This window comes from Streptomyces sp. NPDC093261 (genome assembly GCF_044753645.1).
Classification (GTDB): Bacteria; Actinomycetota; Actinomycetes; order Streptomycetales; family Streptomycetaceae; genus Streptomyces.
This window is the reverse complement of the sequence record NZ_JBIVNO010000004.1, coordinates 346,856-373,446: the sequence shown is the minus strand read 5'-3', so window position 1 is coordinate 373,446 and position 26,591 is coordinate 346,856. Positions and strand designations below refer to the sequence as shown.

At 70.7% G+C, this 26,591-nt stretch carries 24 protein-coding genes and 2 pseudogenes; 13 read left to right on the top strand and 13 right to left on the bottom strand.

The genetic code is table 11. The features are described 5' to 3' along the window. Positions 1-41: 41 nt before the first annotated feature. The 3 genes from ACIP94_RS13260 to ACIP94_RS13250 form a co-directional block, all read right to left on the bottom strand. Positions 42-1,250 carry a phosphatidylserine/phosphatidylglycerophosphate/cardiolipin synthase family protein gene (locus ACIP94_RS13260; protein ID WP_402423883.1) on the bottom strand — a complete coding sequence of 403 codons (1,209 nt, stop codon included), beginning with the start codon at positions 1,248-1,250 and terminating at the stop codon, positions 42-44. Positions 1,251-1,918: 668 nt separating this feature from the next. Beyond that, on the bottom strand, positions 1,919-2,515 hold the full coding sequence (locus ACIP94_RS13255) for a cation transporter (protein ID WP_402423880.1): 597 nt from the start codon (positions 2,513-2,515) through the stop codon (positions 1,919-1,921). A 43-nt stretch (positions 2,516-2,558) separates the two neighbouring features. Further along, a complete protein-coding gene (locus tag ACIP94_RS13250) occupies positions 2,559-2,897 on the bottom strand; it encodes a hypothetical protein (protein WP_402423878.1) in 339 nt (112 codons plus the stop codon). 246 nt (positions 2,898-3,143) lie between these two features. Here ACIP94_RS13250 and ACIP94_RS13245 point away from each other — a divergent pair. The 4 genes and pseudogenes from ACIP94_RS13245 to ACIP94_RS13230 form a co-directional block, all read left to right on the top strand. Beyond that, positions 3,144-3,281, top strand: a pseudogene (locus ACIP94_RS13245) (hemolysin III family protein); the annotation flags it as partial. Between the two features lie 245 nt (positions 3,282-3,526). Further along, a complete protein-coding gene (locus ACIP94_RS13240) occupies positions 3,527-3,886 on the top strand; it encodes a hypothetical protein (RefSeq protein ID WP_352086624.1) in 360 nt (119 codons plus the stop codon). A gap of 85 nt (positions 3,887-3,971) precedes the next feature. Beyond that, positions 3,972-4,280, top strand: coding sequence for a hypothetical protein (locus tag ACIP94_RS13235; RefSeq protein WP_402423874.1), 309 nt, complete (start codon positions 3,972-3,974; stop codon positions 4,278-4,280). 376 nt (positions 4,281-4,656) lie between these two features. Next, complete coding sequence (locus ACIP94_RS13230; protein WP_402423871.1) at positions 4,657-6,342, top strand: ribonuclease J; 1,686 nt, start codon at positions 4,657-4,659, stop codon at positions 6,340-6,342. A 598-nt stretch (positions 6,343-6,940) separates the two neighbouring features. On the opposite strand, the gene dps is transcribed toward ACIP94_RS13230, so the two are convergent. Beyond that, positions 6,941-7,504, bottom strand: a complete 564-nt coding sequence (gene dps, locus ACIP94_RS13225) for a DNA starvation/stationary phase protection protein Dps (protein ID WP_402423868.1) — start codon at positions 7,502-7,504, stop codon at positions 6,941-6,943. Positions 7,505-7,880: 376 nt separating this feature from the next. On the opposite strand from dps, the gene ACIP94_RS13220 reads away from it, so the two are divergent. Further along, on the top strand, positions 7,881-8,723 hold the full coding sequence (locus ACIP94_RS13220; protein ID WP_402423865.1) for an RNA polymerase sigma factor SigF: 843 nt from the start codon (positions 7,881-7,883) through the stop codon (positions 8,721-8,723). A 112-nt stretch (positions 8,724-8,835) separates the two neighbouring features. On the opposite strand, the gene ACIP94_RS13215 is transcribed toward ACIP94_RS13220, so the two are convergent. Then, positions 8,836-9,267: a response regulator gene (locus ACIP94_RS13215; protein WP_402423862.1), complete on the bottom strand. Its 432-nt coding sequence runs from the start codon at positions 9,265-9,267 to the stop codon at positions 8,836-8,838. A gap of 3 nt (positions 9,268-9,270) precedes the next feature. Beyond that, positions 9,271-9,639 carry a hypothetical protein gene (locus tag ACIP94_RS13210; RefSeq protein WP_402423859.1) on the bottom strand — a complete coding sequence of 123 codons (369 nt, stop codon included), beginning with the start codon at positions 9,637-9,639 and terminating at the stop codon, positions 9,271-9,273. A 123-nt stretch (positions 9,640-9,762) separates the two neighbouring features. On the opposite strand from ACIP94_RS13210, the gene ACIP94_RS13205 reads away from it, so the two are divergent. Continuing rightward, the gene (locus tag ACIP94_RS13205; protein WP_402423856.1) at positions 9,763-11,340 is read left to right on the top strand and encodes an ATP-binding protein; all 1,578 of its coding nucleotides are present in this window, start codon (positions 9,763-9,765) and stop codon (positions 11,338-11,340) included. Further along, positions 11,337-12,536 carry a PP2C family protein-serine/threonine phosphatase gene (locus tag ACIP94_RS13200; RefSeq protein WP_402423853.1) on the top strand — a complete coding sequence of 400 codons (1,200 nt, stop codon included), beginning with the start codon at positions 11,337-11,339 and terminating at the stop codon, positions 12,534-12,536. Before ACIP94_RS13205 ends, ACIP94_RS13200 begins: the two co-directional genes overlap by 4 nt. 181 nt (positions 12,537-12,717) lie before the next feature. Here the strand turns inward: ACIP94_RS13200 and ACIP94_RS13195 are convergent, their stop codons facing one another. Continuing rightward, positions 12,718-13,164, bottom strand: a complete 447-nt coding sequence (locus ACIP94_RS13195; protein ID WP_402423850.1) for an ATP-binding protein — start codon at positions 13,162-13,164, stop codon at positions 12,718-12,720. Positions 13,165-13,493: 329 nt separating this feature from the next. Here ACIP94_RS13195 and ACIP94_RS13190 point away from each other — a divergent pair, with 329 nt between their 5' ends. Together ACIP94_RS13190 and ACIP94_RS13185 are read left to right on the top strand one after the other, a co-directional pair. Next, on the top strand, positions 13,494-15,077 hold the full coding sequence (locus tag ACIP94_RS13190) for an FMN-binding glutamate synthase family protein (RefSeq protein ID WP_402423848.1): 1,584 nt from the start codon (positions 13,494-13,496) through the stop codon (positions 15,075-15,077). 13 nt (positions 15,078-15,090) lie between these two features. Further along, on the top strand, positions 15,091-16,854 hold the full coding sequence (locus ACIP94_RS13185; protein WP_402423845.1) for a thiamine pyrophosphate-dependent enzyme: 1,764 nt from the start codon (positions 15,091-15,093) through the stop codon (positions 16,852-16,854). Between the two features lie 742 nt (positions 16,855-17,596). Here the strand turns inward: ACIP94_RS13185 and ACIP94_RS13180 are convergent. Both ACIP94_RS13180 and ACIP94_RS13175 read right to left on the bottom strand, forming a co-directional pair. After that, positions 17,597-18,499 (bottom strand): M56 family metallopeptidase, encoded by a 903-nt coding sequence (locus ACIP94_RS13180; protein WP_402423842.1) that lies wholly within the window; start codon positions 18,497-18,499, stop codon positions 17,597-17,599. Further along, positions 18,496-18,903 (bottom strand): BlaI/MecI/CopY family transcriptional regulator, encoded by a 408-nt coding sequence (locus tag ACIP94_RS13175; protein ID WP_402423839.1) that lies wholly within the window; start codon positions 18,901-18,903, stop codon positions 18,496-18,498. Before ACIP94_RS13175 ends, ACIP94_RS13180 begins: the two co-directional genes overlap by 4 nt. 254 nt (positions 18,904-19,157) lie before the next feature. On the opposite strand from ACIP94_RS13175, the gene ACIP94_RS13170 reads away from it, so the two are divergent. The 4 genes and pseudogenes from ACIP94_RS13170 to ACIP94_RS13155 all read left to right on the top strand — a co-directional run bounded on the left by ACIP94_RS13170 (position 19,158) and on the right by ACIP94_RS13155 (position 23,030). Further along, the gene (locus ACIP94_RS13170) at positions 19,158-20,678 is read left to right on the top strand and encodes a hypothetical protein (RefSeq protein WP_402423836.1); all 1,521 of its coding nucleotides are present in this window, start codon (positions 19,158-19,160) and stop codon (positions 20,676-20,678) included. Next, positions 20,675-21,649 (top strand): lysylphosphatidylglycerol synthase domain-containing protein, encoded by a 975-nt coding sequence (locus ACIP94_RS13165; protein ID WP_402423833.1) that lies wholly within the window; start codon positions 20,675-20,677, stop codon positions 21,647-21,649. Before ACIP94_RS13170 ends, ACIP94_RS13165 begins: the two co-directional genes overlap by 4 nt. Before the next feature lie 67 nt (positions 21,650-21,716). Then, positions 21,717-21,967, top strand: a pseudogene (locus ACIP94_RS13160) (hypothetical protein); the annotation flags it as partial. A 151-nt stretch (positions 21,968-22,118) separates the two neighbouring features. Continuing rightward, positions 22,119-23,030: a hypothetical protein gene (locus ACIP94_RS13155; protein ID WP_402423830.1), complete on the top strand. Its 912-nt coding sequence runs from the start codon at positions 22,119-22,121 to the stop codon at positions 23,028-23,030. On the opposite strand, the gene ACIP94_RS13150 is transcribed toward ACIP94_RS13155, so the two are convergent. The 4 genes from ACIP94_RS13150 to ACIP94_RS13135 are packed head-to-tail and all read right to left on the bottom strand — an operon-like array spanning position 23,011 to position 26,434. Continuing rightward, positions 23,011-24,426, bottom strand: coding sequence for a sensor histidine kinase (locus ACIP94_RS13150; protein WP_402423827.1), 1,416 nt, complete (start codon positions 24,424-24,426; stop codon positions 23,011-23,013). The genes ACIP94_RS13155 and ACIP94_RS13150 overlap by 20 nt on opposite strands. After that, positions 24,423-25,082 (bottom strand): response regulator transcription factor, encoded by a 660-nt coding sequence (locus ACIP94_RS13145; RefSeq protein ID WP_402423824.1) that lies wholly within the window; start codon positions 25,080-25,082, stop codon positions 24,423-24,425. Before ACIP94_RS13145 ends, ACIP94_RS13150 begins: the two co-directional genes overlap by 4 nt. 39 nt (positions 25,083-25,121) lie before the next feature. After that, positions 25,122-25,772, bottom strand: a complete 651-nt coding sequence (locus tag ACIP94_RS13140) for a phosphatase PAP2 family protein (RefSeq protein ID WP_402423821.1) — start codon at positions 25,770-25,772, stop codon at positions 25,122-25,124. Next, positions 25,769-26,434: a DedA family protein gene (locus ACIP94_RS13135; RefSeq protein ID WP_402423818.1), complete on the bottom strand. Its 666-nt coding sequence runs from the start codon at positions 26,432-26,434 to the stop codon at positions 25,769-25,771. The genes ACIP94_RS13140 and ACIP94_RS13135 overlap by 4 nt, the downstream gene beginning before the upstream one ends. Between the last annotated feature and the right edge of the window lie 157 nt (positions 26,435-26,591).

The following is a 26,591-nucleotide window of genomic DNA, read 5'->3' as shown; positions in this document are numbered from 1 at the left end:
CGGATCCTGCGGTTCGCCATTGTGCCGGGGTGCCGGTCGGCTCACAGGAAGCGCCGGATCGGGGTGACGGCGGCTTCCTTGGCGCGTTGCAGCACTGCCCGTCGTCTCCATCGAGTGAGCTCGATGCCCACGCTGTGGCGCAGGTCCGCCTCGTAGTCGCGGTCGAGGGAGGCAGTGAACTCCTCGTCCAGGACGGCGAGCATCACTTCTTCGTCGTGGTCCATGGACCGGCGGTTGAAATTGGTGGATCCGATGAGAGAGGCGACCGAGTCCACGGTGATGATCTTGGCGTGCATCATGGTCGGCTGGTACTGGCGGATGTGCACGCCGGCCTGCAGCAGACGCGTGTAGTGGTGTTGACCGGCGAGCTGGCAGGCGCGCTGGTCGGTGTGGGGGCCGGGCAGCAGGATCTCGACACGCACGCCGCGCCGTGCGGTCTGGCACAGCAGGTCGATGAAGTAGGCGTCAGGGGCGAAGTAGGCGGTGGCCAGCCGGAAGCGTTCCTCGGCGGAGGTGAGCATGACCCGGATGAGGGTTTGCATGTCCTGCCAGCCGATGCTTGCGGAGCCGCGCACGACCTGCACCACCGACGAGCCGGCCTGCGGGTGTTCCGTGAAACGGTCGCGGTCATCGAAGAGTTCGTCATGACACTCGGCCCAGTTCTGCGCGAACGCGGCGGCGATGCCGTCCACGGCCGGGCCGCGCACCTGGACGTGGGTGTCGCGCCACTCGGCAGGGTTGCGGGCGTTGCCGCTCCATTCCTCCGCGATGCCGACGCCGCCGGTGAAGGCGGTGTGTTCGTCGACGATGAGGGCCTTGCGGTGGCAACGGTGGTTCTGTTTGAACGGTGACAGCCACACGGGTTTGCGGAACCAGGCCACCTGCACGCCCGCGGCGCTCATGAGGTCCAGCAGCCGCCGCTCGATCTCCTTGGCGCCGAAGCCGTCGAGCAGCAGTCGCACGCGCACCCCCGCGCGGGCGCGGTCGGCCAAAGTGACGGCGAAGTCGTGGGCGATCTGACCCCGCCAATACACGAACGTCATCATGTCGACGGTATGCCGAGCCGAACGGATCGCCCCGAGCATCGCGGGGAAGATCTCATCACCATTGCGCAGGGGCACCAGGTCATTGCCTTCGGTGGCGGCCACGCCGATCAGTCGCTCCAGGCGACGGCGTAGGCGCTGCTTGCGCGCTGCTGCGTCAGGCGCGGTGTCGCGCGCAGGGGGTGCCGGTATGCCGTCGAGTATCACGCCGAATCTCCCACTGGACCATGAAGACAGAACGTCACGGGCGCTGGGCGGGCCCGAACAACCACATTCCCGGCCGGCACCGCGGCACTCCAGCAGTCTGCCTGGACCGAGCCCACCGACACCGCGACGCCAGCCGCACAGTCTTCGCTGTGGACGTCACTCGAGCGATCACCGTCGTGTCGTCACGAAGCTCGTTTGACGTTCCAGACATCCGCAAGGGTGGTCGGTGCAGCCGCAACCCCCGATCTGACCTGCGGTTGTTTCGGCTCCGGGTTCCTGTGACGTGATTTCCATGACGTCGCACATGGAGTGCGTGGCTGTTTTGGAGCCTGCCGCAAAGGGGCTCTGACCTGCTGTTTCCCTGGTTTCCCAGGGTCCGGGCCGGTCGCGTCGACATGTTTTCGGTGGGCGCATGACGTGGAGCGGGTCGTGTGCCGGACGTACGCCCCTGACCTGCGGCTTCGATCAGTAAGGAGAAGGTGGGCGCGTGGCGCTCTCGGTCTTCGCAGGGTCCGCGCCAGGCAGTTCCGACGCTCATGTGACGCTCGCTCTGATGGTGCGTCAGGTCGTGGGCGAGGGGGTGGACTGTGCGGTCCGTGACTCGAGTCGGGCGGCGACCGGACAGGGCGTGCCGCCATGACGGCCTTTGAATGTGAGGGGGAGGTTGGTCAGTGCTGGGCGGCGAAGACCGACCGTACCTCGCGGATGGCGTAGTAGACGAGCACGTACCCCGCGGCGGGGTCGGCCCACCAGAAGCCGAAGGCGGCGTTGAGGACCAGACCGAGCAGGACTGCGGCGGCCAGCAGCCCGTCGATGAGTGTCACCCGGCCCTCGGTCTTGAGGACCGGGTTGTCCAGCGCGGTGCCGGTGCGAGCTTTGCCCGCAGCGAGGGCGAACATCACGGCCGCGGTGATGGCCGTCCATCCGATGCCCAGTGGTGAGTGGTGGGGGCGGTAGTCGACGGCCAGCACCCAGGTGGATTGCACCACCAGATAGACGGCCAGGAGCGCGAAGCCGATACCGATCAGCTTCAGCGCGCGGCGCTGGCGGGCCTCGCCGGTCCCGGACAGTTCCCAGATCACCACGGTTGAGGCACCGATTTCGATCAGGGAGTCCAGGCCGAACCCGGCCAGCGCCACGGACCTGGCGGAGATCGCCGCGAGGGCGAGCACCACGATCCCGACGACGTTCCAGGCGAGCGTGGCGTATTCCAGGGCGAAGCCCCTGCGGAGCAGGGTGCTGCGGGCGGCGTCGGCAGTGGTCACCGGCCCGATTCTGACAGGCGGCTTGGTGGTCACCGGCCAGGGGTCATGCGTCATCACCTTCGGCGAGGATGCGGTAGTCGGTGGCGACCGAGGGGTGTTCGCCCTTGTTCTTGCCCGAGGTGATGACGAGCTTGCTCGCGATCTGCGGCACGGGCACCCCTTTGGCGCGCAGGCCACGGGCGTAGGTGGCCATGTCGTCGTCGACGACCTTCGGGCGTCCGCCGTGACGGCCGCGCTCGCGGGCGGACGCCTGTCCTTCGAGGGACTTCTCCCGGATGTACTCCCGCTCGGACTCCGCCATGCCGGCGAAGAACGCGAACAGCGCGGCCCCGTGCCCCGAGGGGTCGTACACGCCCTGGCCGGGCCGTACTGCAACGGGCATACCTCACCCTCGTGGGCTTCGTCGCGGCCTCGGGCACCGCCGCGTCGATGGTCGGGCCCTTCTCCCAGGCGCGGTCGGGGCCGCGGTCGGCGGGGGTGCGGACTTCGAGTTCGGCGCGGGGCTGGGGGACGAGCATGAAGCGCGGGGTGTGATATTTGCGGGCGACCTTGCCGCCGCGGGTGCCGCAGGTGTTCCGGCGGGCACCTCACAGGTCGGACAGTCAACCGACCGACGGCGGCGGCCGTCTCGTGCGGCGCGGTGGTCTACGCCGTCCAACGCCCCGCCCCCTCGCCCCGCTGGTTCGGCTTCCACGAGGTGTTCCACGCCTTGACCGTGGCGGCCTTCACCGCGCACTACATCGCCATCTCCCTCGCCGCCTACTGACGGGGGAGCCGTTCGGACACGAGAATCATCTCTGCGTGCCGGGTGACCCGGATGCGGTCATCGAAGACCCTGCGGAAGCCGAACGGCAGCAGACCAATGCCTCGAAGCACGCCCTGGCTCGCAGCCGCCGCACATGCGCACCCCCGGCCTGTAGTGCGGCACCAGGGGAGCCGTATGCGCCCGTCTCGCCCGGTTGCGCCATCGTCCAAGCCGCTCGGGCGGGCCGGTGCATAGAATCCGATCCCATGCCGAAGCTTGACGAGCTGCTCGTTGCGATAGCTGCCCTTGTGGAGTCCGGGCAGAGCAATCAAATGTCCCTGACCGTGGTCACCAGTGGTGCTGTCATCACCGGTCGGCTGGCTCCGGAAGCCATGTGGAGGCAGAGGGTGTCTGAGGTGCTGACGGACTCCGCCGACCTGGGCGAGTTCTCCGCCGTCTTCGACACCCCCGCGAGGAAGGACGGACCGCCCACGCACCTGCATTTCCACGTCGCCCGGATCCTGCAGGGTACGGTGGGGATCCCGGAGACAGGCGGGATGTACCGCGTCGCGATCGAGGACGTCAGTGCCTGGACCGTGGGCGACTTCAGCTACTCCGACCACTGACTCACCGACCCACAGCACGCAGTGAGGCCCCACCGGCACGCTTCCGTTCTAGTGGTCGTCGCAACACCCCAGTCCAAGGGGTGCGATGGACTTCGAGATCCGGAAGGATCTGCGGCCTCAGGGGCCCAGGAGGTTGGACCCTGAGTGGGAGGAATACCTTCGGCTCGTGGATCTTGGAATAGGGAACGCGGAAGTTTGGTACAGGGCAGCCCCGCCCAGCGTGGACACGGGGCTGCCCTGGCAAGCACCCGAACCCCCGGCTCGCCCTGAGGAACCCATCGACCCGTCGCGCTACCTCACCGAGGCCGACCGCATCCACCTCGCTGACCGGCTCCGGGAGAAGGCGTTCGTCCGGGCCATCGCGGCCGAGCTGCCCGCAGTCCCTCCACCGTAGGCCGGGAGATCCGCCGCAACCACGGGCTCATGTCAGGCGGCGGCTGGTCCTACCGTCCGCACGCCGGCCAGCGGCGCGCGGACGCCCGCGAACCGCGCCCCAAGCCCGGCAAGATCGGCCAGAAGGTGGTCCCCGGTCACGCATCCGCGATCCCCGCAGCCCCGCCCTCCCAGGCGGCACCTGCGAAAAAGGAAGGCCGGCACGGTGTGCCGGTAGATGGTGTTGAAAGCTCGGGGCCCGGGTCCCAGTACGGCGCCCGGGCCCCCCGACGCGTCCCCCGGAAGAAGAGTCGTCCCCGGACACCGTTGTGGTGCCCCGACCCTGTCGGGAGGAGGTAATGGATCACCCTGTCCCGCTCTCCGGGTACCGTCAGGGTATGAGTCATCCGCATCCCGAGCTGAAAGCCCCGCCGCCTCTTCCCGAAGGTGGGCTGCGGGTCATCGCCCTGGGCGGCCTGGGGGAGATCGGCCGCAACATGACCGTCTTCGAGCACGCGGGCAAGCTGCTCATCGTCGACTGCGGCGTGCTGTTCCCCGAGGAGACCCAGCCCGGGGTGGACGTGATCCTGCCGGACTTCACCTCGATCCGGGACCGGCTGGACGACATCGTCGCCGTGGTCCTCACCCACGGCCACGAGGACCACATCGGCGGCGTGCCGTACCTGCTGCGGGAGCGGTCCGGCATCCCCGTCGTCGGCTCCAAGCTGACGCTTGCGTTCCTGGAGGCCAAGCTCAAGGAACACGGCATCCGGCCGCGGACGGTGCGGGTGCGGGAGGGCGACCGGCGTGGCTTCGGGCCCTTCGACTGCGAGTTCGTGGCGGTCAACCACTCCATTCCCGACAGCCTCGCGGTTGCGATCCGTACCCGGGCCGGGATGGTGCTGCACACCGGCGACTTCAAGATGGACCAGTTCCCTCTCGACGACCGCATCACCGATCTGCGCGCCTTCGCCCGCCTCGGCGAGGAGGGCGTGGACCTGTTCCTCACCGACTCGACCAACGCCGAAGTACCCGGCTTCACCACCTCCGAGCGTGAGCTGAACCCGGCGATCGAGCAGGTGATGCGCACCGCGCCGCGCCGGGTCATCGTCTCCAGCTTCGCCAGCCACGTGCACCGCATCCAGCAGGTCCTGGACGCCGCCCACCAGCACGGCCGCAAGGTCGCCTTCGTCGGCCGTTCGATGGTCCGCAACATGGGCATCGCCCGTGACCTGGGCTATCTGAAGGTCCCCTCCGGTCTGGTCGTGAGCACGAAGGAGCTGGAGAAGCTCCCGGACCACAAGATCACTCTGGTGTGCACCGGCTCCCAGGGCGAACCGATGGCCGCGCTGTCACGGATGGCCAACCGCGACCACGTGATCCGCATCGGCAAGGACGACACCGTCCTGCTCGCCAGCTCCCTCATCCCCGGCAACGAGAACGCCATCTACCGGGTGATCAACGGACTGACCCGGTGGGGCGCCCACGTGGTCCACAAGGGCAACGCCAAGGTGCACGTCTCCGGGCACGCCAGCGCCGGCGAACTCGTCTACTGCTACAACATCGTCAAGCCCCGCAACGTCATGCCCGTGCACGGTGAATGGCGCCACCTGCGGGCCAACGGCGACCTCGCCATCCGTACCGGTGTCGACCCCGAACGGGTCGTCATCGCCGAGGACGGTGTCGTCGTCGACCTGGTCGATGGGCGCGCCTCCATCACGGGCAAGGTCCCCGCCGGCAACGTCTACGTGGACGGCATGGAGGTCGGCGGCGCCACCGAAGCGTCCCTCAAGGACCGCCTCACCCTCGCCGCCGAAGGCGTGGTGACGGTGGTGGCGATCGTCGACGCGGACACCGGCGCGCTCGCCGAGGCCCCGGACTTCCTGGCCCGGGGCTTCGTGCACGACGACGCCACCTTCGAGCCGGTCATCCCCGTCATCGAGAAGACCCTGGCCACCGCAGCCGAGGAAGGTGTCGGGGACGCGCGCCAACTCGAACAACTCCTCGCCCGCGCCGTGGCGAACTGGGCGTTCCGCACCTACCGCCGCAAGCCCCTCATCATCCCCGTCATCATCGACGCCTGAGCCACACCCGGGCAGGCTTCCGGGGGCGGACGCCGATGTGCACGAGGTGAAACTCGGCGACTAGTCGGTCCTGATGTCCAGCCTCATCACCGGCCCGCCGGGTCGGCCCGGGCGGCCCGGTGGCGAGCGCTGCGCCGGGCATCCCGCAGCGCTTCCAGCAGCTGACCTACCGCCCGAGCAGCAAAATGACGGCCACGGGGATCAGAAACGCGGACAGCCCGGTGTACTGGCCAAAGGAGGAGAAAAAGTCCGTCAGACATGACGCTCATTTGACGCTCCGGCCGCCTCAAGCCCGTGCCCAAGGCCGGAAAACCCCATGTGACTTGCAGATTCCCCCGTCCACACACCTTGTGACGTGTTTCCGATGACCCATCACGTGGAGTGCGTGGCGATCCTGGAGCCCGCGCGAAAGGTCGGTTGACCTGGCAGGGCCCCGTGCGTTGGGGCCTGCGTCCTCTGCGTCGAGGACGTTGTCCGGGTCCTGGCTCGCGGGGAGACCGGCGACCCGGCCCCGCAGAGTGCTCGCCCTCACCGGCCGGCGGGCGGGCCTGACCCGCGGGGCAAGGGTCCCGGCCGCCGGCCGGCGGTGTGGGGGCGCTCAGCCCAGTTCGGCTCCCTTGGCCGCGGCCTCCTCCTCGGTCCGGGCCTGCCCGGTGGCGAGAGTGCCGCCCGCACTCTCCAGGTGGGCCCGCACGAACCACTGGAACTGCTCCAGGTCGCGCAGCTGCTCGATGAGCAGGTCCTCGGTGGCAGTGTCGATGTCCCCCGCCTCCTTGATCGCGGCACGGACGCCCTCGACCACTCCCGTGTAGACGAGGTCGAGCGCACCGAGATGGGCGATCGCGTCGGCCCGGCCGATGGAGTAGTCGTCCCAGGTGCGCTCGGCGACGAGCGTCCCCGGCGTGCCCTGCGCGACGCCGCCGAGCGCGGCGATGCGCTCTGCCACGTCGTCGGCCATGTCCCGGACCCGGTCCACCTGGGGGTCGATCATCTCGTGGACGGCGATGAAGTGCGGCCCGACCACGTTCCAGTGCACATGCTTGAGCGTCAGATGCAGATCGTTGAGCGCGTGCAGGCGCAGCCGGAGCAGACCGATCAGTCGGCCGGCCGCCTCGCGCTCGATGCCGGGAACCGTGTACTTGGGGGTCAGATCCTGCGTCATGGCTCACCTCGGTTTTCGGTGCAATACATAGCTGCACCAGCACGGTTGCCCCGGTTCGCCCAGGTCAGACCTGGCGAACCGGGAACGTCGGTCCGGGGTGCACCCCTGGGTCACCGAACGGGACGTGTACCGCGGGCGATGATGTTCACCGTCAGCCGCACCCAGGCCCGCCGATGCCGCACGAACACCTGCCCACCGGATCCCCGCCGTGGCCGCGCCCTGGACCCTGGACGGGAAGGAGTCGTCCGGAGCCGAGGTGAGTCGAGCGGAAACCGGAAGAAGTTCGAGGAATACCGCTCGCCAGCCCGGGTATGCGCGTGCTTGCCGGCCCAAGGGCCGGCGCAGACGAGGCCGATCGACTGGGAAGGGCGCAAACATGGCGACGACGACCGTGCGGACTGCCGAGCAGACGGTGGACGTTCCGGAGATCGCGGATCCTTCCAAGGTCGCGCCGAAGGACGCGCGGGAGTTGTCGAAGCTGTTCTTCGACCAGTTGGCGGTGCTGGAGGAGGGCACGCCGGAGTATCAGTACGCGCGCAACACGCTGATCGAGATGAACATGTCGCTGGTCCGCTACGCGGCCGGCCGGTTCCGCAGCCGGGGGCCGGAGGAGATGGAGGACATCGTCCAGGTCGGCATGATCGGCTTGATCAAGGCGATCGACCGGTTCGAGCTGTCCCGCGAGGTGGAGTTCACCTCCTTCGCCGTCCCCTACATCATCGGCGAGATCAAGCGGTTCTTCCGCGACACCTCCTGGGCCGTGCACGTCCCGCGCCGGCTCCAGGAAGCCCGCGTCCAACTCGCCCGCGCCAACGAGGAACTGCGCAGCCGCATGGGCCGGACACCGACGACCAAAGAGCTTGCCGAGCTGATGAGCCTCCCGGAGGACGAGGTCGTCGAGGCGCAGCTGGCCTCCAACGGCTACAAGTCGGCCTCTCTGGACGCGGCGATCAACGGCAGCGAGGACGGCGAGGCCGCGCTGGCGGACTTCATCGGCGACGAGGACGCCGCCCTCGGCCTGATCGAGGACTTCCACGCCCTCGCCCCGATGATCGCCGAGCTCGACGAACGTGACCGCAAGATCATCCACTGGCGGTTCGTCGAGGAACTCACCCAGGCCCAGATCGGCGAACGTCTCGGTGTCTCCCAGATGCACGTCTCCCGGCTGATCTCCCGCCTCCTGGCCCGCCTGCGCGAAGGCATGCTCACCACCGACTGACGGCTTGGGACCACACTGAACCGGTCGGCCTGGCGCAGACGGCGCCAGGCCGTCGCCCGCCGCTGCCTCCACCGGAGAAGAACCGGATCAGGTGACGCTTTTCGACCGGAAACTAGTCCTTGGGGGGCTTGACGGCGATGTCGAGGTAGAAGGCGTCGATGCTGCGGACCGCCGCCTCGAATTGCTCGAGGTTGACCGGCTTGGTGACGTAGGCGTTGGCATGGTGGCGGTACGCTCCGCTGACGTCGTCGGGAGCGGCGGACGTGGTCAGTACGACGACCGGGATGGTCCGCAGGTCGGCGTCCTCCTTCACCACCGCCAGGAACTCGCGGCCGTTCATACGCGGCATGTTGAGGTCGAGCACGATCAGGTCAGGGCGCTCGTTGTCCGGGTCGCGCAGATACTCCAGGGCCTCGATGCCGTCGGAGACCCGGGTGAGGTTACGAGTACCGCGCTCGGCGAGGGCATCCTGGATGAGCATCGCGTCAGCGACGTCGTCTTCGACCAGCAGCACGTCGTAGGGGCGGGTTGCGGCGGCAGCCATGATTCACGAGCTCCGAGGTGTGGGGCGATGGGTCGGGTGGTCCGTGCTGTTGGTGATCAGCCCGGGCCAGCGGCGCCGGGCTCCTTGGCGGCTCATGCCGACGGCCTGGCCGATCTCGGGGTAGCCGGCTCCGCTCGCGGCAGCGGCGTGGGCGGCCTGGTCCTCCAGGCGCCGTACGGCCTGCTTGACGTTGGCGAGGACGCGCAGCCGCAGCAGGGCATGCCGACGGGACTCGTCGGCCTTGTCGATGGGTTCTGCCGGCGGGTGGGCGGTCTCCTGCGTAAGCCGCCGGGTGAGTTCGTCCACCACCTGAGTCACCAGCGCGGCCGTCTCCCCGCCCGCAGGACGAGAGGTGGAGGGTGGACCAGGCATGGCACCACTCTAAAGCGTTGATCCAGGACGGGACAACATGCGTTGTCGGGCCGCAGGTACAGTGTGCTTGCCGCGCGCTGCGATGCGGCCCGGGCGGTCGGCCGAGGAAGGAAGCTCACCGCGATGACAAGCAGACCGTCGGACACCGTGGGCCCGTTCGCCGGCTGGACCACCCGTCGTTGGCTGCGGGCAGGGGTAGCCGGCACCTTGGTCGTTCTCGCGGTATTGGGGTCACTCGGCGGCTGGGCCGTGTGGCGCACCTCGCAGATCACGACCTCGTTGGTGGACCGGCGCTCTCCGGCCTTGATCGAGTCGATGCGGGTGGAGGAGGCTCTGGTCAACCAGGAGACCGGCATCCGCGGCTACGGTCTGTCCGGCCGACAGGACTTCCTGGAGCCTTACGCGCAGGGCGCGGCCGACGAGAAGGCGGCGCTCAAGCGGCTGCGGCCCCTGCTCCGCGACGACGGCCGGGCTCTCGCCGACCTGGCCGATGTGGAGAAACTGGCCGACGCCTGGCAGGAGCGAATAGCCCAGCCCATCTCGGCGGCTCCACCCGAGGCGGCTGTGCAGATCACTACGGCGCGGGCTGCCGAGGGCAAGGCCGCGTTCGACGCGCTGCGGCGCGCGATGGGACGTCAGCAGGCCCATCTGCAGGACGAGCGGGTGGCGGCCACTCGTGAGTTGCGGCAGGCGGTGACACTGCGGAACTGGATGTGCGCCGTCATCGCGGTCGTCATCGCCCTGGTGGCGGTGCTCGTCTTCGAGGCACTGCGGCGCGGTGTCACCGGTCCGCTCAGCGGGCTCGGCTCGGCCGCCCGTGACGTCGCGCGGGGCCGTTTCGACCGTTCCCTCGTCGGCACCGGTCCCGCCGACCTGCGGCAGCTGGCCTCCGACGTGGACTCCATGCGCCTGCGGCTGGTGGAGGAACTGCGGTTCAGTGAGGCGGCCCGCAGGCTGCTGGACGAGCAGGCGGAGGACCTGAAGCGCTCGAACGCGGAACTGGAGCAGTTCGCCTACGTCGCCTCGCACGACCTGCAGGAACCGCTGCGCAAGGTGTCCAGCTTCACCCAGCTGCTGCAACGTCGCTACGGCGGCCGGCTGGACGCGAAGGCCGATCAGTACATCGGCTTCGCCGTCGACGGCGCCAACCGCATGCAGACGCTGATCAACGACCTGCTGGCCTTCTCCCGGGTCGGCCGCGTTCACAACGACCACCAGACCGTGGACCTGGAGGAGTTGGTAAGCAGGACGCTGGACGACCTCAGCATGAGCGTCGAGGAGACCGGCGCCGAGATCACTCACGACGCGCTGCCCACCGTCGTGGGGGACGCGACCCAGCTGGGCATGCTGTGGCAGAACCTGCTGTCCAACGCGATCAAGTTCCGCAGTCCCGACCAGCCGCCTCGTATTCACATCAGTGCCGTGTGCGACGAGGGGGTGTGGGAGCTCACGGTGACCGACAACGGCATCGGCATCGCGCCCGAGTTCCAGCAGAAGGTCTTCATCCTCTTCCAACGACTGCACACCAAGGACGCTTATCCGGGCACCGGCATCGGCCTGGCGATGTGCAAAAAGGTCGTGGAGTTCCACGGCGGCGCGATCAAGATCGACCCCGACTACAGGCTCGGCACCCGCGTGGTCTTCAGCCTTCCCGCCGTCGCGGCCGCGCCGGCGGCTCCGGACAGAGAGACACAGCCGTGACCGCTCCAGCCGCAGGCCGCGCCGAACAGTATGACGTGCTGCTGGTGGAGGACGACGACGGAGACGCTCTCCTGGTCGAGGAGCTCCTCTACGACACCGATCTGCCGCATACCCTGACGCGCTGCCGCACGGCCGCCGAAGCGCGCCGGGCGCTCACGGCGGGCCCCGTCGACTGTGTCCTGCTCGACCTGCACCTGCCCGACGCGTCCGGCGTGGAGACGGTACAGGCGATCCAGGCGGACACACACGCCGCCATCATCGTCCTGACCGGCCTGGAGGAACCCCGCGCGGGCGTCGACGCCCTCGCCGCCGGTGCCCAGGACTACCTGATCAAGGGCAAGGTCGAACCGGACCTGATGCAGCGCGCCGTCCGCTACGCCGTCCAGCGCAAGCAGGCCGAGCGCGCCAACGCCGCCCTCCAGATCGGGCGCCTGCGCGCGGAGGAGAACGCACGTCTGGAACGCGGGCTGCTGCCGGAGCCCCTGTTGTCCTCCTCCGCCGCCGTCACCGCCTCCAGCCGCTACTACCCCGGACGGGCCCAGGCCCTGCTGGGCGGAGACTTCCTCGACGTCGTCCAGACGGACGACGACCAGGTCCACGCGATCATCGGAGACGTCAGCGGCCACGGGCCCGACGCCGCCGCGCTCGGCGTCTGCCTCCGCATAGCCTGGCGCGCCCTCACACTGGGTGGTCACCGCGACCAGCAGCTGCTCCACCTGCTGGAACAGATACACATCGCCGAACGCGCAGGCAGCGACCTGTTCACCACCTGCACTCTCATCACCCTGGACCCCAAGGCCGCCACCCTCACCCTGCACCTGGCCGGCCATCACGAACCCCTCATCGTCACCTCCGACGGCACGCGGCAGGTCGGCGCCGCCCACGGGATCGCGCTGGGCATCGCACCCGGGCTGGGCAACTGGCCCGCCACCACGCTGGCTCTGCCCGCCGACGGCGCGCTCATCGCGTACACCGACGGTCTCATCGAGGGCTTCGCGGACAGTACGGGCGCCCGGCTCGGAGTGGATGGCCTGCTGCGCATCATCGACACACTGCACACGCCGGATCCCGGCACCCACCTCGACCAGCTCATCGCCCGCACCCGCGCGCTCAACGCGGACCGTCACACCGACGATCTCGCGGTCCTGCGCCTGGACTGGAACACCGGCACGTCCGGTCATACGGCGAGGGGCTGACGCTCCACCCACTGCGGTCCGGGAACCTGGGGCCGGTGATGCCGTCGAAAAAGCCGAAAGGGGCCTCCCCTGTCGAAAGGGGCCTCCCCTATGCCGGGCGGGCAGGCACGAGGGAACCCGCGCGGCCTCCTGCGGTGTCTGCCCCCGGCGGCGCGGCCCGTGCCGTTGGGCGATGCGGCTCCTAACGGCGTTTGCGCAGGCTGAGCTCGGTTGTGACCTGTTTGCCGACGTCGAGCGGGACGGTGTGGAACCGTCCGCAAAGCCGGGTGATCAAGTGCAGGCCGCGTCCCCCGATGCGGTACGGGTCGGGGACAAGCAGGCGCGGCTGCCAGGGTGAGCTGTCGTGGACGGTGACCCGCAGCAGGCTGTTCTCGGGAATGACTTCCAGGAAAAGTTGGCCGGGGCCGGGTGCGTGGCGCAGTGCGTTGGTGACGAGTTCGCTGACGACGATCTGGGCGTCCTGACTCGGCTGGCGGTCAAAGTGGTGTCCTGCCCGGCGAAGCAACGTGCGAACGGCGTGCCGGGCGTCTGCGATGGATGTCCCTTCGCTGCCCCAGGCGGCGCCGTAACGCAGGGGCGCTGCCGGGTCGTGCTCATCCACCGCCTGATTCCTGAGCGGGATCACCATGGCCTTTCCTGTGCGGTGAGGTCGGATTTCCGGTTACTGATCGTTTCTGTCGTGTTTTCACTTGCCCGCTGTGGCCGCATTCATGGGGACGACTGATGTCACGGGCGCTGACGAGGATCCGAATTCACGATCGTGAGGTGCTCGAGGGCCGCCGCTGACGACCGGAAATCGAGCCGAGCCCGCGCTCTCGACCGGGCGCGTCGCAGGAGCGGTGGCGCGGACTTCGGGGCAGGCGCCGACGGGCCGGGCGTTGTCTTCGAGGTGCGCACTTGAGACCTTCTTGAAGAAACCGCAGGACTGGGACGCGGCCACGGGGCAATCAGCGAGGGGTGAAACGCATTGCAATCGTCGTCCTGACTCTGGTTGCCGGCATGCTGGCGCTCGCCGCCGCGATGGGTGCATCGCCGTGGTGGTGGTTCGGCGCCGTACCGGTCATGTTCCTGGGGCTCGTGGGTGCCTGGGATCTGCTGCAGCGTCGGCATTCGGTGCTGCGAAACTACCCCGTTCTGGGGCATGCCCGGTTCCTGCTGGAGCGGATCCGTCCGGAGTTGCAGCAGTACTTCATCGAGCGGAACTTCGACGGTCGTCCCTTCGACCGGGATGTCCGCGACATCGTCTACGAGCGGGCGAAAGGCACGGACGCCGAACAGCCCTACGGCACCGAACGGGACGTGTACCTGCCCGGCTACGAGTTCCTGGTCCCGTCGATGGCTCCGTGTCCGGTGCCGAAGACGCCTCCGCGGGTGCGGATCGGCGGCCCCGACTGCAGCCGTCCCTACGACATGGCCTTGCTGAACGTGTCGGCGATGAGCTTCGGCTCGCTGTCGGCCAACGCGGTCCTCGCCCTCAACGGCGGTGCCGCCGCCGGGGGTTTCGCCCACGACACCGGCGAAGGCGGCCTGTCCGAGTACCACCTGCGGCCGGGCGGAGACCTGATCTGGGAGATAGGCACCGGATACTTCGGCTGCCGGACCCGCGATGGCGACTTCGATCCCGCCGAGTTCGCCGACAAGGCCGCGCACGATCACGTCAAGTGTGTGTCACTCAAGATCTCGCAGGGCGCCAAGCCGGGCATTGGCGGGGTTCTGCCGGGTGCGAAGGTGAATGCCGAGATAGCGAGGGTGCGAGACGTTCCCGAGGGGCGGACGGTGATCTCGCCGCCGTACCACCGGGTGTTCTCCACCCCACGTGAGCTGGTGCGTTTCATCGCGCGGATGCGGGAACTGGCGGGCGGCAAGCCGACCGGCTTCAAACTGTGTGTCGGTTCGCGCCGGCAGTTTCTCGCCGTCTGCAAGGCGATGCTGGAGGAGGGGACCGCTCCCGACTTCATTGTCGTGGACGGCGCCGAGGGCGGGACGGGTGCGGCGCCCCTGGAGTTCGCCGACCATGTGGGCGCTCCACTCACGGAGGGCCTTGTCACCGTGCACAACGCCCTGGTCGGCGCCGGTCTGCGCGACCGGGTCAGGGTGGGGGCGAGCGGCAAGATCGCCACCGGAACCGACCTGGTGAAACGCCTCGTGCAGGGCGCCGACTACGGCAACGCCGCACGGGCGATGATGTTCGCCGTAGGCTGCATCCAGGCCCAGAGGTGCCATACCAACGCCTGCCCCACGGGTGTCACGACCCAGGATCCCCGCCGCGCCCGTGCCCTTGACGTGCGGGACAAGACCCCGCGCGTGCGGCGCTTCCAGCAGGCGACCGTCGCCAGCGCTCTGCAGATCATGGCGTCCATGGGCGTCACCGATCCCGCGGAGCTGCGTCCCCACATGCTCCGGCGGCGCATCGACCCGCACACCGAGCGTTCGTACGCGGAGCTGTACGAGTGGCTGGAGCCGGGGCAGTTGCTCGCCGAGCCCCCGGCATCCTGGGCGGCCGACTGGAAGGCCGCCGACCCCGACCGTTTCACCGTGTGATCTGGAGGTTCTCGTGGCTCGTACCGTCGCCCGCGTCATCGTTGACGCGCTGAGTGAACTGGGTGTGCGTCAGGTGTTCGGCGTCGTGGGGGACGCGCTCAATCCCCTCACGGATGCCGTGCGTACCACCGAGGGACTGGAATGGCTCGGCTGCCGGCACGAGGAGGCCGCGGCGTTCGCCGCGAGCGCCCAGGCGCAGCTCACCGGCACCCTCGGCGTCTGCATGGGCACGGTCGGACCCGGTTCGGTGCACTTGCTGAACGGACTGTACGACGCGGCGAAGAGCCACGCCCCGGTCCTCGCGATCGCCGGCCAGGTACCGCTCGCCGAGCTCGGCAGTGACTACTTCCAGGAAGTGGACAACGACGCCCTCTTCAACGACGTGGCCGTCTTCCGCGCCACCATCACCTCGCCCGACCAGCTGCCGCAGATGCTGGAGACGGCGGTGCGCGGCGCACTGGGCCGCAAGGGCGTGGCCGTCCTGACGATTCCCGGCGACCTGGGGGAGCGGGAGGTGAGCACGGACCGTGCGGCGCGCTTCTCGCTGAACCCTCCGGTGAGCCGGCCGGAGGAGTCCGCCGTGCGGAAAGCGGCCGAACTCCTCGATCAGGCCGAACGGGTCACCCTACTCGTCGGGAGGGGTGCCCATGCCGCTCGCAAGGATGTGCTCGCCCTGGCCGACCGGCTGGCCGCGCCGATGGTCCTCACGCTGAAGGCCAAGGAGGGCTTCGAGGGCGATGCCAACCCGTTCCAGGTCGGCCAGACGGGGCTGATCGGCAACCCGGCGGCCGCGGCGGCCCTGCAGGACGCGGGCACCCTGCTGCTCCTCGGCACCGACTTCCCCTACCGGGACTGGTATCCGGAAGGGAAGACCGTGATCCAGGTGGACACCGAGGCCGCCCACATCGGGCGGCGCGTACCCGTCGACCTCGGCCTCGTCGGCGACACGGGCGCCACCGTCCGGGACCTCCTCACGCACCTCGCGGCGCCGCCCGCCGGGACCGAAGGCGCGCGGGACCGCACGCATCTGGAGCAGGCGCGTGCGCGTTTCCGGCACTGGCGCGAGGGTCAGGCCCGGCTCGCCGACCCGGCGCACGACAAGGGCCTGATCGGCCGTGTCCGCTCCTCGCTCGACAACCGCACCCACGACATCCGCCCGGAAGCACTGGCGGCCGTGGTGGACCGGCTGGCCGACGACGACGCCGTCTTCACGTCAGACACGGGCATGGCTACGGTGTGGCTCTCACGGTTCGTCGAGATGCGCGACGAGCGGCGGCTGATCGGTTCCTACAACCTCGGCTCGATGGCCAACGCGATGCCGCAGGCGCTGGGCGCCCAGTGCCTGGACCGGGAGCGTCAGGTCGTGGCCTTCTGCGGAGACGGCGGGCTGAGCATGCTCCTCGGTGACCTCATGACACTCAGGACGCACCGGCTGCCCGTGAAGCTCGTCGTCTTCGACAACCGGCGGTTGGGCATGGTCAAGCTCGAACAGGAACAGGCCGGGCTCCCGGAGTTCGGCACCGTCCTGGACAATCCTGACTTCGCCGCCGTTGCCACGGCCATGGGCCTCCCCGGGATCCGCGTGACCGACCCGGCGGAACTGGAGAAGGCCGTACGCCGTGCCTTCGACACCCCGGGGCCCGTACTGCTCGACGTGCTCACCAACCCGGACGAGGTCGCGGTGCCCGCCAAGCCGACAGTCGAGCAGGGCTGGGGGTTCGCGGTGGCCAAGGTCAAGGAGATCGTGCGCAGTCACGGTGACGACAGCGCGCACTGACACGGCCGCAGCAGTCCCGGCAAAGGCCGGGCATGTACGTCTCGGCTCGGGCACGCGGCCCCGCGCCGTGCGGGGCCTTAACAGGTGCCGGGGCGCCCGGGCGCACGGCCCTCTGTAGGATCGACCCCGTTCGCGATCTTGGAGCGGGGGCCTGAACGGCAGTGAGCGACAAGCGAGTTGTCATCGTGACCGGCGGAGGCACGGGCATCGGGGCGGCCACCGCGGTACGGTGCCGGAGCGCGCCCGGACCGTGTTCTGTGCCCTCAGGCGACGTTCCCCTCGGAGCCGGGCCAGGTCACCGGCGTGTTCGAGGCGTGTCTCGGTGTCGAGTACGACGCGTTCGATCTCGTCCGCCGCCTCGGCGCGGTCCCGGGCGGTGAGGTCCCGGGCGTCGCCGTGGAAGCGGCGCGGCCATGCGCCCGCGCGGCGGTGCAGGGCACGCCGGCGGCCGGGGTGAGGACGAGGGCCCCCACGGGGCGGCCGGGGACCGCGGTCAGCAGCAGGCCCGGTGGTGTGCGTCGGTCTCCAGCAACCGTGGCACGCTGTCCCGCTCCAGCGCGGGGGCCGCCTCGCGGTAGGCGCGGGTCTCGCGGGCGTACGACGCCGGTGTCGGGGCGACCTTGAGGTAGGCGCGGCCGCCTTCTCCCAGGCGTCCAGGGTTTCCCCCGCCTCCTTGGCCGGCTTCTTCCGGGCGGCCGGAGGGCCCGGCGGCACGCCTCGCGCCCGATGTGTCGCCGCCGGGTCACCTGAACACGTGGGTGAGCAGGTGCAGCAGATCCCCGGTGGCATCCGCGGCGCCCAGCGCCGGCAGGGCCCCGAGCGCCAGCGTCGTCGCGGCGAGCGGCCACAGGTGCGGCGGGGGAGCGACCTGGAGGGCGGCGATACGGCGGCTGACCGCGCGGTCGGTGAAGTGCAGGGCGCACGCCGGTGCCCGGCGACCTGCGCTCAGCGCGGCGCGCGCGAGGGCCCGGGCCGTGGTGGAGCGGTCGCCGACCGCGTCGGCCGCCTGCTCGTCCGCCCAGCGTTCGATCAGGAACGTGACCGTGTTGCGGACGGGAGCGAGGAGCGGGTCGGCCGCGGTGGCGAGCGTCAGCGCCGTCACCAGAGTTGCGTGCCGGTGGTGAAGGTGGGCGCGCTCATGGGCCAGCAGAACACGGCGCTCTGCGGGTTCGAGGGCGCTGAGCATCGCCGAGGTGACCAGGATCCGGCCCGGTGCGCCGCCGCTGCCGGGGATGGCGAACGCCTGGGGTACGGGTGAGGCGGCGACGACCAGTTCGGTGTCCGGCGGATGCCCGGCGCACAGGCGGCGCAGCGCGCGGCGGGTGTGGCGCTCGGCGCGGGCGGTGCGGTAGACGCGCAGGGCGACCAGGACGAGGGTGAGGGCGGCGGCCAGGGCGACCGCCTCCGGGACCGGATCGGGCAGCCCGCGGCCGTCGTCGCGGGCGTCCGCCACGATGGGCGGGGCCCGGTCGATCAGCGTGACGGCGAGCAGGAGCAGCGACCAGGTGGTGGCGGCCGCCGTGAACACGGCGGAGGCGGTCAGCACCCGGGCCGCGAGCGCGGGCGCCACCCGCCGGCCGACCGCCGGACCGACCACGGCCAGCAGCAGCGAGAGCAGGATCGGGAGGTAGACGTCGATCTTCATGCGGCGTCCCCGTTCGGATGCCGGTGCGCACCCCCGCCCAGGAGATCGCGCAGGGCCTGCTCCTCCTCGGGGCTCAGTCCGGTCACGAACTGCTGGAGCGTGGCGATCGGGTCGGGCCCGCGGTTCAGGGCCTCGTGCATGGCCTCGGCGGTGAGCTGGGCCGCGTTCTTGGCGGCCCGGTACGCGCCGCGCCGCCCGTCCACGTCGCGCAGCACAAGTCCCTTGTCGTAGAGGCGCTTCAGAATGGTGTGCACGGTGTTGTAGGCGAGGCCGCCGCCGATCTCGGCCTGGATCTCGGCGGGGGTGAGGGTCCGCTCGGTGGCCCACAGCGTGGCGAGCACCTCGCTCTCCAGCTCGCCGGCGTTGCGCCGTTCCGCCCTGCCCTGGGGGCCTCTGCCAGCCATGCCCGCAACCTTACAGCGCGTAGGGAAGTGGCCTGCACCGGCGGTGGGGGGTCGCCGGGCGGGCGCCCGGATCACCCGTTCGGCTCAGTGCGATCCACTCTGACCGGTGTGGCGCGCCGGTTCGCCCTGCAACGCCCCGCCACCCGGGTTAACTTGTCCGTGTTGTGCCGACTTCATTCGCGACTCACGCCGTCGACCCTACGGCTTGTAGGGTGTGAGGTCCCTACAGTCTGTAGGGAAGTGAGGGGTGAGCCGTGGCCAACAGCTCGAACATCACGCTCGCGGGAGTCCGCCGGACCGCCGGACCGTCGGTCGCCGGCACCTCGTGGCGCGACCGCGGCCCGCGCCTGATCGCCGTGGTGGCGGGCGCCTTCACCCTGGCCCAGCTCGTCCTCGTACGGCCGGGGATGGGTCTCGGCTGGGACGAGACGGTGTACGTCAGCCAGGTCAGCGCCCACGCCCCCGCCGCGTACTTCAGCGCGCCGCGTGCCCGGGGCATACCCCTGCTGGTCGCGCCCGTCACCCTGTGGTCCTCGTCCACCGCACTGCTCCGGGTCTATCTGGCGGTGCTGTCCGGGACCGCCCTGTACGCCGCCCTGCGCGCCTGGCGGGGTCTGTTCCCGGTCCGGGTGCTCGCGCTCGGCGGCGCCCTGTTCGCGAGTCTGTGGGTCACCCTGTTCTACGGCCCGCAGGTCATGCCCAACTACTGGGTCGCGATCGGCGCCCTGGCCGGTGCCGGCTGCTTTCTGCGCGCCCATGCCGACAGCACCGACCAGCCGGCCGTGTGGGGGGTCGCCGTGAGCGCCGCGCTCATGGCGTGGATGCGGCCCACGGACGCCCTGTGGATCACGACACCCCTGCTGGTGCTTGTGGTGTTCCTCCGCCGATGGCGGCGCGCCGCACTGCTGTTCGCACTGGTGGCCGGGCTGGTCGTCGGGGCGGCCGAGTGGGTCGCCGAGGCGTATGCCGCCGACTACGGGGGACTGCTGCGGCGCCTGTCCGAGGGCTCCCGGATCCAGGGCGGCCTGGGCTGGGACATCGCCGTCGCGGACCAGCTGCGCAGTCTCGCCGGACGATCCCTGTGCCGCCCGTGCACCGGCCCTCTGCCCAACCCCGCGGTCACCGCCTGGTGGTTCGCGCTGCCGCTGCTCGCCGGTCTCGCGGCGTTCGTCGCGATCGGGGACCGGCGCCCGGCCCGCACCCTGGTGCCGCTGGCCTGCGCGGCGACCGCGGCCTTCCCCTACCTCTTCCTGATCGGATACGCCGCGCCCCGCTTCCTGCTCCCCGCCTACGCCCTCCTCGCGATCCCGGTCGCCGATGCCCTCCTCGAGCTGGTCACCGCACCGGACGGCCGGTGGCGGCCCCTCATGGGGGCGCTCGTGGCGCTCGGGCTGGCCGGCCATCTGGCGGTGCAGTTCACGATCCTGCACCGCACGGTGGCCCGCACCGACACCGACCGCCACGGCTGGTCCCGCACCGCCGCCGAACTGCACCGGCTCGGCGTCCGGCCGCCCTGTCTGCTGACCGGGAACGAGTCCGTCCCGATCGCCTTCTACGCCGGCTGCTCCTCGGCGGCGACCAGCGGCAGCAACGCCAACAGCACCGCCGCCGTCATCACGCGCACCGCACAGCGCATGCCCGTCGCCTATCTGGGCACCCCGACGGGCCGTCCGCCGGGGTACGCCCATGGCTGGACCGCCCACTCCTTCGATGGCATCCGCCTGTACATCGCACCGAGGACCAGTGCCCCGACGCCCGCGGGCGGACACCGATGACGCCGCCCACGACCAGGCAGGCGGTCCCCGACGCCCCGGCGGCGGCGCCCGCCCGGACCAGGCCCCTGCCGGTACGCGCCTCCTGGCACGCCGCCGTCACCCTGGTGGTGCTCGTATGCACCGCGCCGCTGGCCTGGCGCCACTGGCCCGTGATCGAGGCCGGCGCCGCCCGGCTCGCGGGCGCCGACCCGGGCTGGCTGCTGCTCGGGGCGACCGCCGCCGCGTCGACCTGGGCCTGCTCGGCCATCGCCCAGCAGGGCGCGGTGGCCGAGGCGCTGCCCGGCCGACGGCTGGTGGCGGCGCAGTTCGCCGCCTCCGCCGCCAACCATGTGCTGCCCGCGGGCGTCGGCGCGGGCGCCGTCAACCTGCGCTTTCTGACCCGCTGCGGACTGTCCGTGCCCCGCTCGGCGACCGCGCTCGCGGTCAAGGCCACCGCCGGGGCCGTGGCCCGCGGCGCACTGATCGCCCTCCTCGCCCTCGCCGGACCCGGGCTGCTACGGCTGCCGCGCGTCTCCCCGACCGTGGTGACGGCGGCGCTGCTGTCGATCGCCGCGCTTTCGCTGCTGCTCCTGTCCGGACCGCTGCGCCGTGCCGTGCGGGCCGTGTCGGCGGACGTACGGGCCGTGCACCGGCTGCCCGCCCGGGCGGCCGCCCTGTGGGGCGGGTCCCTGGCCTTCGCCACGCTGCACGCGCTGGTGGTCATCGCCGTCAGCCGCGCGCTCGGCCTGCCCCTGCCACCGGAGCGGCTGGCGCTGGCCTACCTCGCGGCGAGCAGCGCGGCCGTCCTGCTGCCCACCCCCGGCGGCATCGGCTCCCTCGACGCCGCGCTGGCACTCGCGCTCACTCTCGCCGGAGTCCCCGGCAGCGCGGCGGCCTCCGTGGTCATCGGCTACCGGCTGCTGACGGTGTGGCTGCCGCTCGTCCCCGGTCTGCTGGTCCTCGGCCTGCTCGTACGCCGCAGGGCACTGTGATCCGGCGAGGAGCCGGGCGGCAGTCAGAACGAGTTCAGGTTCCCGGTGGCAGCGTCCGGTCCCATGAGTGGCGGTGGCCCGCTTCGGCCTCGGCCTGAGCGCCGTGTGCAGCTTCCGGATCGCGTACGTCCTCACCCGTCCGCTGGGCGCCTCGACGGGTGATTACCTCTCCCAGCCGACCGGCGACGGCGGCCTCGGCCTGGGACCGTGGTGACCGGCGCACTGTTCCCCGCGGTCATCCTCGGCCTGGTCATCCGCCTCTCCGTGACCCGCACGGACGTCACCGAGACCGAAACCCCCACGGAACACGCCGTATGACGGCTCGTCATACGTTCAGGATCAATTCAGGGCACCACTGACAGGGTCGGACACCGACGCGGCCGTCGCGCGCGGCCGTCCCCACCGTCCGTGCAGGGCGCTCGCCATGGACGAGCGCCCTGCGTCGTCGCACGAACAGGAGTGTCCGCCCATGGAGAAGTCCGAGACCCGCACCGGTCCCGACAGCGCAGAGGCGCGACAAGAGGCACGAAAGAGCGTGGTGAAGAAGCTCCCGGAGGTCACCCTCGCCTTCTGGATCATGAAGGTCGCGGCGACGACGCTGGGCGAGACCGCGGGCGACCTGCTCGCCCAGACCCTCAGGCTGGGCTATTTCCTCACCACGATCGCGCTGCTCCTGGTCTTCGCGGTGACCCTGGTCGTCCAGCTGCGCTCCGCCCGCTACAACCCCTTCTTCTACTGGACCGTCATCCTGTCGACCAGCATGGCCGGCACCACCATGTCCGACTTCATGAACCGTGACGCCGGCGCCGAGTACCTGTCGAACGGCGCCACCTCGCTCGGCTGGGGACCGCAGGGCCTGGGGCTCGGCTACCCCGCCGGCGCCACCCTCCTCATCTCGGTCCTGCTCGTCATCTTCGGGATCTGGAAGCTGACCGGGATGACGTTCCGGATCCGTGACATCGTCAGCTTCCGCGGCGAGGCTTTGTTCTGGTCGGCGATCCTCGTCTCCAACACGCTCGGCACCTCCATGGGCGACTTCCTCTCCGACAGCTCCGGCCTCGGCTACGCGGGCGGGGCACTGCTCGTGACCGGCCTGCTGCTGGTGCTCGTGGCCTTGACGCGGGTGCCCTCGGTGCCCAATGTGCTGCTGTTCTGGATCGCCTTCGTCCTCACCCGCCCGCTCGGTGCCACCGCCGGTGACTTCCTCACCAAGCCGGTCGCCAAGGGCGGACTGGACCTCGGCACCCCGGGCTCGTCCGCCGTGCTCCTCGCGATCCTGTTCGGTCTCATGGCCTACGCCCACTTCCGGGAACGCAGGCGGGGTACCGCGCTCGCGCCGGACGCCGGCGGGAGGGAGCCGGTCACCCAGCAGGCAGGCTGACCACGAACCGTGCGCCGGGGCCCTGCCCGGGATCGTGGTGCACCTCGCCGCCGACCGAGCGGGCCAGTCGTCGCGCCAGCGGCAGCCCCAGGCCCGCCCCGCCGTGCCCGTCGTGCGGGTCGGCCCGCTGTCCCGGCTGGAAGAGCCGCCCGGCGAACGACTCCGGCACCCCGGGGCCATCGTCCATGACATCGATGCGTACGCCGTCGGTGGTACGCCGGGCCTCCACGGTGATGTGCGCCCGGGCGTACCGCAGGGCATTGGCGAGCAGCGGGCTGACGATCCGTTCGAGCAGCGCGTCCTGGACGCCCGCCTCCAGCCGCTCGTCCTCCGCGCGGACCTCGGCCGTCACCCCGGCCGGGTGGTCGAGGCCCGCGGCGAGGTGCCGCAGTGCCGGCAGCAGCCGGGTCGTGCCGGGAGCCGCGGACGCGCCCTCCCGGGCGTCGTCGAGAAGGGTGTCGCAGATGGTGCGCATCGACTGGGCGGCGTCGGCGATCACCGCGTGGGTGGCCCTGGTCTCGGCGTCCGTGCGCGGCCGGGCCTGCCACCAGTCCAGTTCGGCGACGATCCGGCTGAGCGGTGTGCGCAGCTCGTGCGACAACTCGGCGGTCAGCTGCCGCTCATGGCGCAGCACCGCCCGGATGCGGTCGAGGAGGGCATCCAACGAGCCTCCCAGGAGGGCGAGTTCGGTCGGCCGCGGGACCGTGCCGAACCGCTCCCCGGAGGCCACGGCACCCCACTGTGTGGCCTGGTCCGTCATCGTGCGCACGGGCCACAGGGCTCGGCCCACCGCCAGACGGGTGAGCGCGTAGGTGCACACGAGCATCACGGTGTCCAGGACGAGCGACCCCAGCAGCAGCGTGTCCGCCGAACTCCGGTACGGCGACAGGTCCAGGGCGGTGACCACCGTGGCCGCGCGCTCTCCCGCACCCCTCGGCAGGGGCCGGGCGCACAGCCGGACAAGCCCGTGGCCGTGGTCCTCGACGGTGACGCAGCCGGGGCCGCCCCGGGCCACCAGGGCGTTCGCGACCCGGGTCAGCGGCCCGCGCGCCCAGGGGGAGGAGGGCTGTTCGAGCAGACGGGCACCGGCGTAGATCCATGCATCGGCATCGAGGAGCGCGTCGTTGGAGTTCTCCAGGACGCGCACCCGGGGGCCCCTGGTGTCGATCGTCGTGGCGACCGCCGCCGCCCGGGTGCGCAGTTCGTCGTCCGCCTGACGCTGGAGGTGCTGTCGTACCACGGTGTTGAAGACGACGGTGAGGATCACCATGATGAGCGCGGCCGTGGTGAGCGCGACCAGAGAGAGACGGCCCCGCAGGGTGCGCGGTTCCAGCCGGGCGAGGAGTGACGCCGGCCGGGCGAAAGGTGACCTCGGCCGGGTGGACCCGGTTCTCATGACAGCCGGTGGCCGATGCCGCGTGCGGTGCCGATCGTCCGCCCGCTGCCCGCCTCCCGCAGCTTGCGGCGCAGCCGGCTCAGATACTGGTCCAGCGTGTTGTCGCTGACCTGGGCGCCCTCGGGCCAGCCCGCCCGGACCAGCTCGCGCCGGCGCACGATGTCCCCGGAAGCCGCCGTCAGAGCCGCGAGGAGACGGAACTCCGTCGGCGTCAGATCGACATGTCTGCCGTGCACGGTCACGTCGTGCCGGACGGCGTCCAGGACCAGGTCCCCGACGGGGGCCGGACGGGGGGCGGTCCGCTTGAGCGCCGCCCGCAGCCGGGCGGTGAGTTCGGCGAGGTGGAAGGGCTTGGCCAGATAGTCGTCGCCGCCCGCGGAGAACCCGGAGAGCCGGTCCGTGAGCCGGTGATGGGCCGTCAGGAAGATGACGGGTCCGGCGAACCCGTTGGCCCGGATCGCCTGACACACATCCCGCCCGTCGGCGTCCGGCAGCCCGATGTCGAGGATGGTCGCGGAGACGTCGTCGCCGGCCAGCCGCAGCGCGGTCGCGCCGTCCGGGGCGGCCACGGTGTCGTACTCCTCGTCCCGCAGTCCGCGCAGCAGCACATCCTGCAGTGCGTGGTCGTCCTCCACGACCAGGATCCTGTGACGCATGGTTCTCCGTGGCTCGCTACTCGGGTGCTGTGCCGGGGGTTAGGCGGCGGTGTCGACCCGCTCCGAGGCGGTTTCCGACTCGGGCGCGGACGCCGTGAGCAGAGGGCGGAGCCGGGTGCTCTCCAGGCGACGGGCCAGGGTGTCCGGGCGGCTGCTCAGCGGGATCATCGTGACAGAGGAGACAAGCGCTCCGACGACGAACCCGGCCACCACGTCGTGCGGGTAGTGGGCGCCGACCCACACCCGGGCAACGGCCATCGCGCCCGCCGCCACCAGCGCGACGTAACCGATCCGGCGCGAGACGAATATCAGGGCGACCGCGGCCGCCGCGGCTATCGCCGTGTGGTTGCTGGGGAACGACCAGTCGCCCGGCGCCGGACACGCCTCCAGCGTCACGACGTGCAGGCTCTGACAGGGGCGGTCCTCACGGACCAGCAGCTTGACCACCGAGTTCACCGCGTACCCGAGGACGGCCACCAGCGGCACCGCAAGAGCGACCAGGCCCGGACCCGAACCGGCGTGCCGCGCCCTCCACCAGCCGGCCAGCATCAGCGCGGCGAACAGCCCGAGCCCGTACGCCGACCAGGCGGAGACCAGGGAGTCCAGCCAGGAGGGGGCGCGGTGGGCCAGGTCCACCACATCGGTGTAGGCGGGGCCGTCGATCGACGAACCGTCAAAGGCGTACATCATCCGCGGACACTCTCCTTGGCGGCACGGCGGGAGCGCAGGAACTCCAGGGCGAGGGGGATCAGCGAGACCGCGACGATCACCGCGATCATCGGCAGCAGATATCTGTCGACGTTCGGCACCGACGAACCGAGCGCGTACCCGGCGAGGGTGAGGCCGAGGCTCCACACCAGGCCGCCGGCCATCTGCCAGACGGTGAAGGTCCGCACGGGCACGCGCAGCGCGCCGGCCATCGGATTGAGCACCGTGCGCACCACGGGGACGAAGCGGGCCAGGACGATCGCCTTCGCGTGTCCGTACCGCTCGAGGAGTTCCTCGGCGCGCTGCGCGCCCTCGTGCAGCCGGGCCGAGCGGCTGCGGGCGAGCAGTGCGCCGCCGGCCTTGCGTCCGAGCAGATAGCCGCACTGGGACCCGGCGAGCGCGCCCACGGCCGCCGCGACAAGCAGCGCGGGCAGCGACAGCTTCACCCCGTGCCGGCCGGAGCCGGTGCACAGCAGGCCCGCCGTGAACAGCAGGGAGTCGCCGGGGAGGAAGAAGCCGATCAGCAGCCCCGTCTCGGCGAACATCACGACGCCCACCCCCAGGACGCCGAAGGCCGCCAGCAGGGACTGGGCGTCCAGCACATTCACCGCGAGCTGTGAGCCCAGGGACAGGGATGTCGCCATCGTCGCGCGCCTTTCCGTACCGGGAGGCCGGGGCGCGACAAGCCGCCACCGGCGTCCGACTACACACATGTAGACGTCTACTGAACTGTAGACGAGAACGGGGTGGCCGGCGTTCCCTCGATCACCGTCACGAGTGAGTGACGCGGCTCGCGGCCAC

Bases quoted from the DNA above. Each gene is read 5' to 3' on its own strand.
- ACIP94_RS13205 (WP_402423856.1), top strand. From the start codon at position 9,763: ATGACAAGCAGACCGTCGGACACCGTGGGCCCGTTCGCCGGCTGGACC.
- ACIP94_RS13235 (WP_402423874.1), top strand. From the start codon at position 3,972: ATGGACTTCGAGATCCGGAAGGATCTGCGGCCTCAGGGGCCCAGGAGG.
- ACIP94_RS13175 (WP_402423839.1), bottom strand. From the start codon at position 18,903: ATGGCTGGCAGAGGCCCCCAGGGCAGGGCGGAACGGCGCAACGCCGGC.
- ACIP94_RS13210 (WP_402423859.1), bottom strand. From the start codon at position 9,639: ATGCCTGGTCCACCCTCCACCTCTCGTCCTGCGGGCGGGGAGACGGCC.
- ACIP94_RS13220 (WP_402423865.1), top strand. From the start codon at position 7,881: ATGGCGACGACGACCGTGCGGACTGCCGAGCAGACGGTGGACGTTCCG.
- ACIP94_RS13240 (WP_352086624.1), top strand. From the start codon at position 3,527: ATGCCGAAGCTTGACGAGCTGCTCGTTGCGATAGCTGCCCTTGTGGAG.
- ACIP94_RS13140 (WP_402423821.1), bottom strand. From the start codon at position 25,772: ATGATGTACGCCTTTGACGGTTCGTCGATCGACGGCCCCGCCTACACC.
- dps (WP_402423868.1), bottom strand. From the start codon at position 7,504: ATGACGCAGGATCTGACCCCCAAGTACACGGTTCCCGGCATCGAGCGC.
- ACIP94_RS13180 (WP_402423842.1), bottom strand. From the start codon at position 18,499: ATGAAGATCGACGTCTACCTCCCGATCCTGCTCTCGCTGCTGCTGGCC.
- ACIP94_RS13165 (WP_402423833.1), top strand. From the start codon at position 20,675: ATGACGCCGCCCACGACCAGGCAGGCGGTCCCCGACGCCCCGGCGGCG.
- ACIP94_RS13250 (WP_402423878.1), bottom strand. From the start codon at position 2,897: ATGCCCGTTGCAGTACGGCCCGGCCAGGGCGTGTACGACCCCTCGGGG.
- ACIP94_RS13155 (WP_402423830.1), top strand. From the start codon at position 22,119: ATGGAGAAGTCCGAGACCCGCACCGGTCCCGACAGCGCAGAGGCGCGA.
- ACIP94_RS13230 (WP_402423871.1), top strand. From the start codon at position 4,657: ATGAGTCATCCGCATCCCGAGCTGAAAGCCCCGCCGCCTCTTCCCGAA.
- ACIP94_RS13195 (WP_402423850.1), bottom strand. From the start codon at position 13,164: ATGGTGATCCCGCTCAGGAATCAGGCGGTGGATGAGCACGACCCGGCA.
- ACIP94_RS13215 (WP_402423862.1), bottom strand. From the start codon at position 9,267: ATGGCTGCCGCCGCAACCCGCCCCTACGACGTGCTGCTGGTCGAAGAC.
- ACIP94_RS13145 (WP_402423824.1), bottom strand. From the start codon at position 25,082: ATGCGTCACAGGATCCTGGTCGTGGAGGACGACCACGCACTGCAGGAT.
- ACIP94_RS13150 (WP_402423827.1), bottom strand. From the start codon at position 24,426: ATGAGAACCGGGTCCACCCGGCCGAGGTCACCTTTCGCCCGGCCGGCG.
- ACIP94_RS13135 (WP_402423818.1), bottom strand. From the start codon at position 26,434: ATGGCGACATCCCTGTCCCTGGGCTCACAGCTCGCGGTGAATGTGCTG.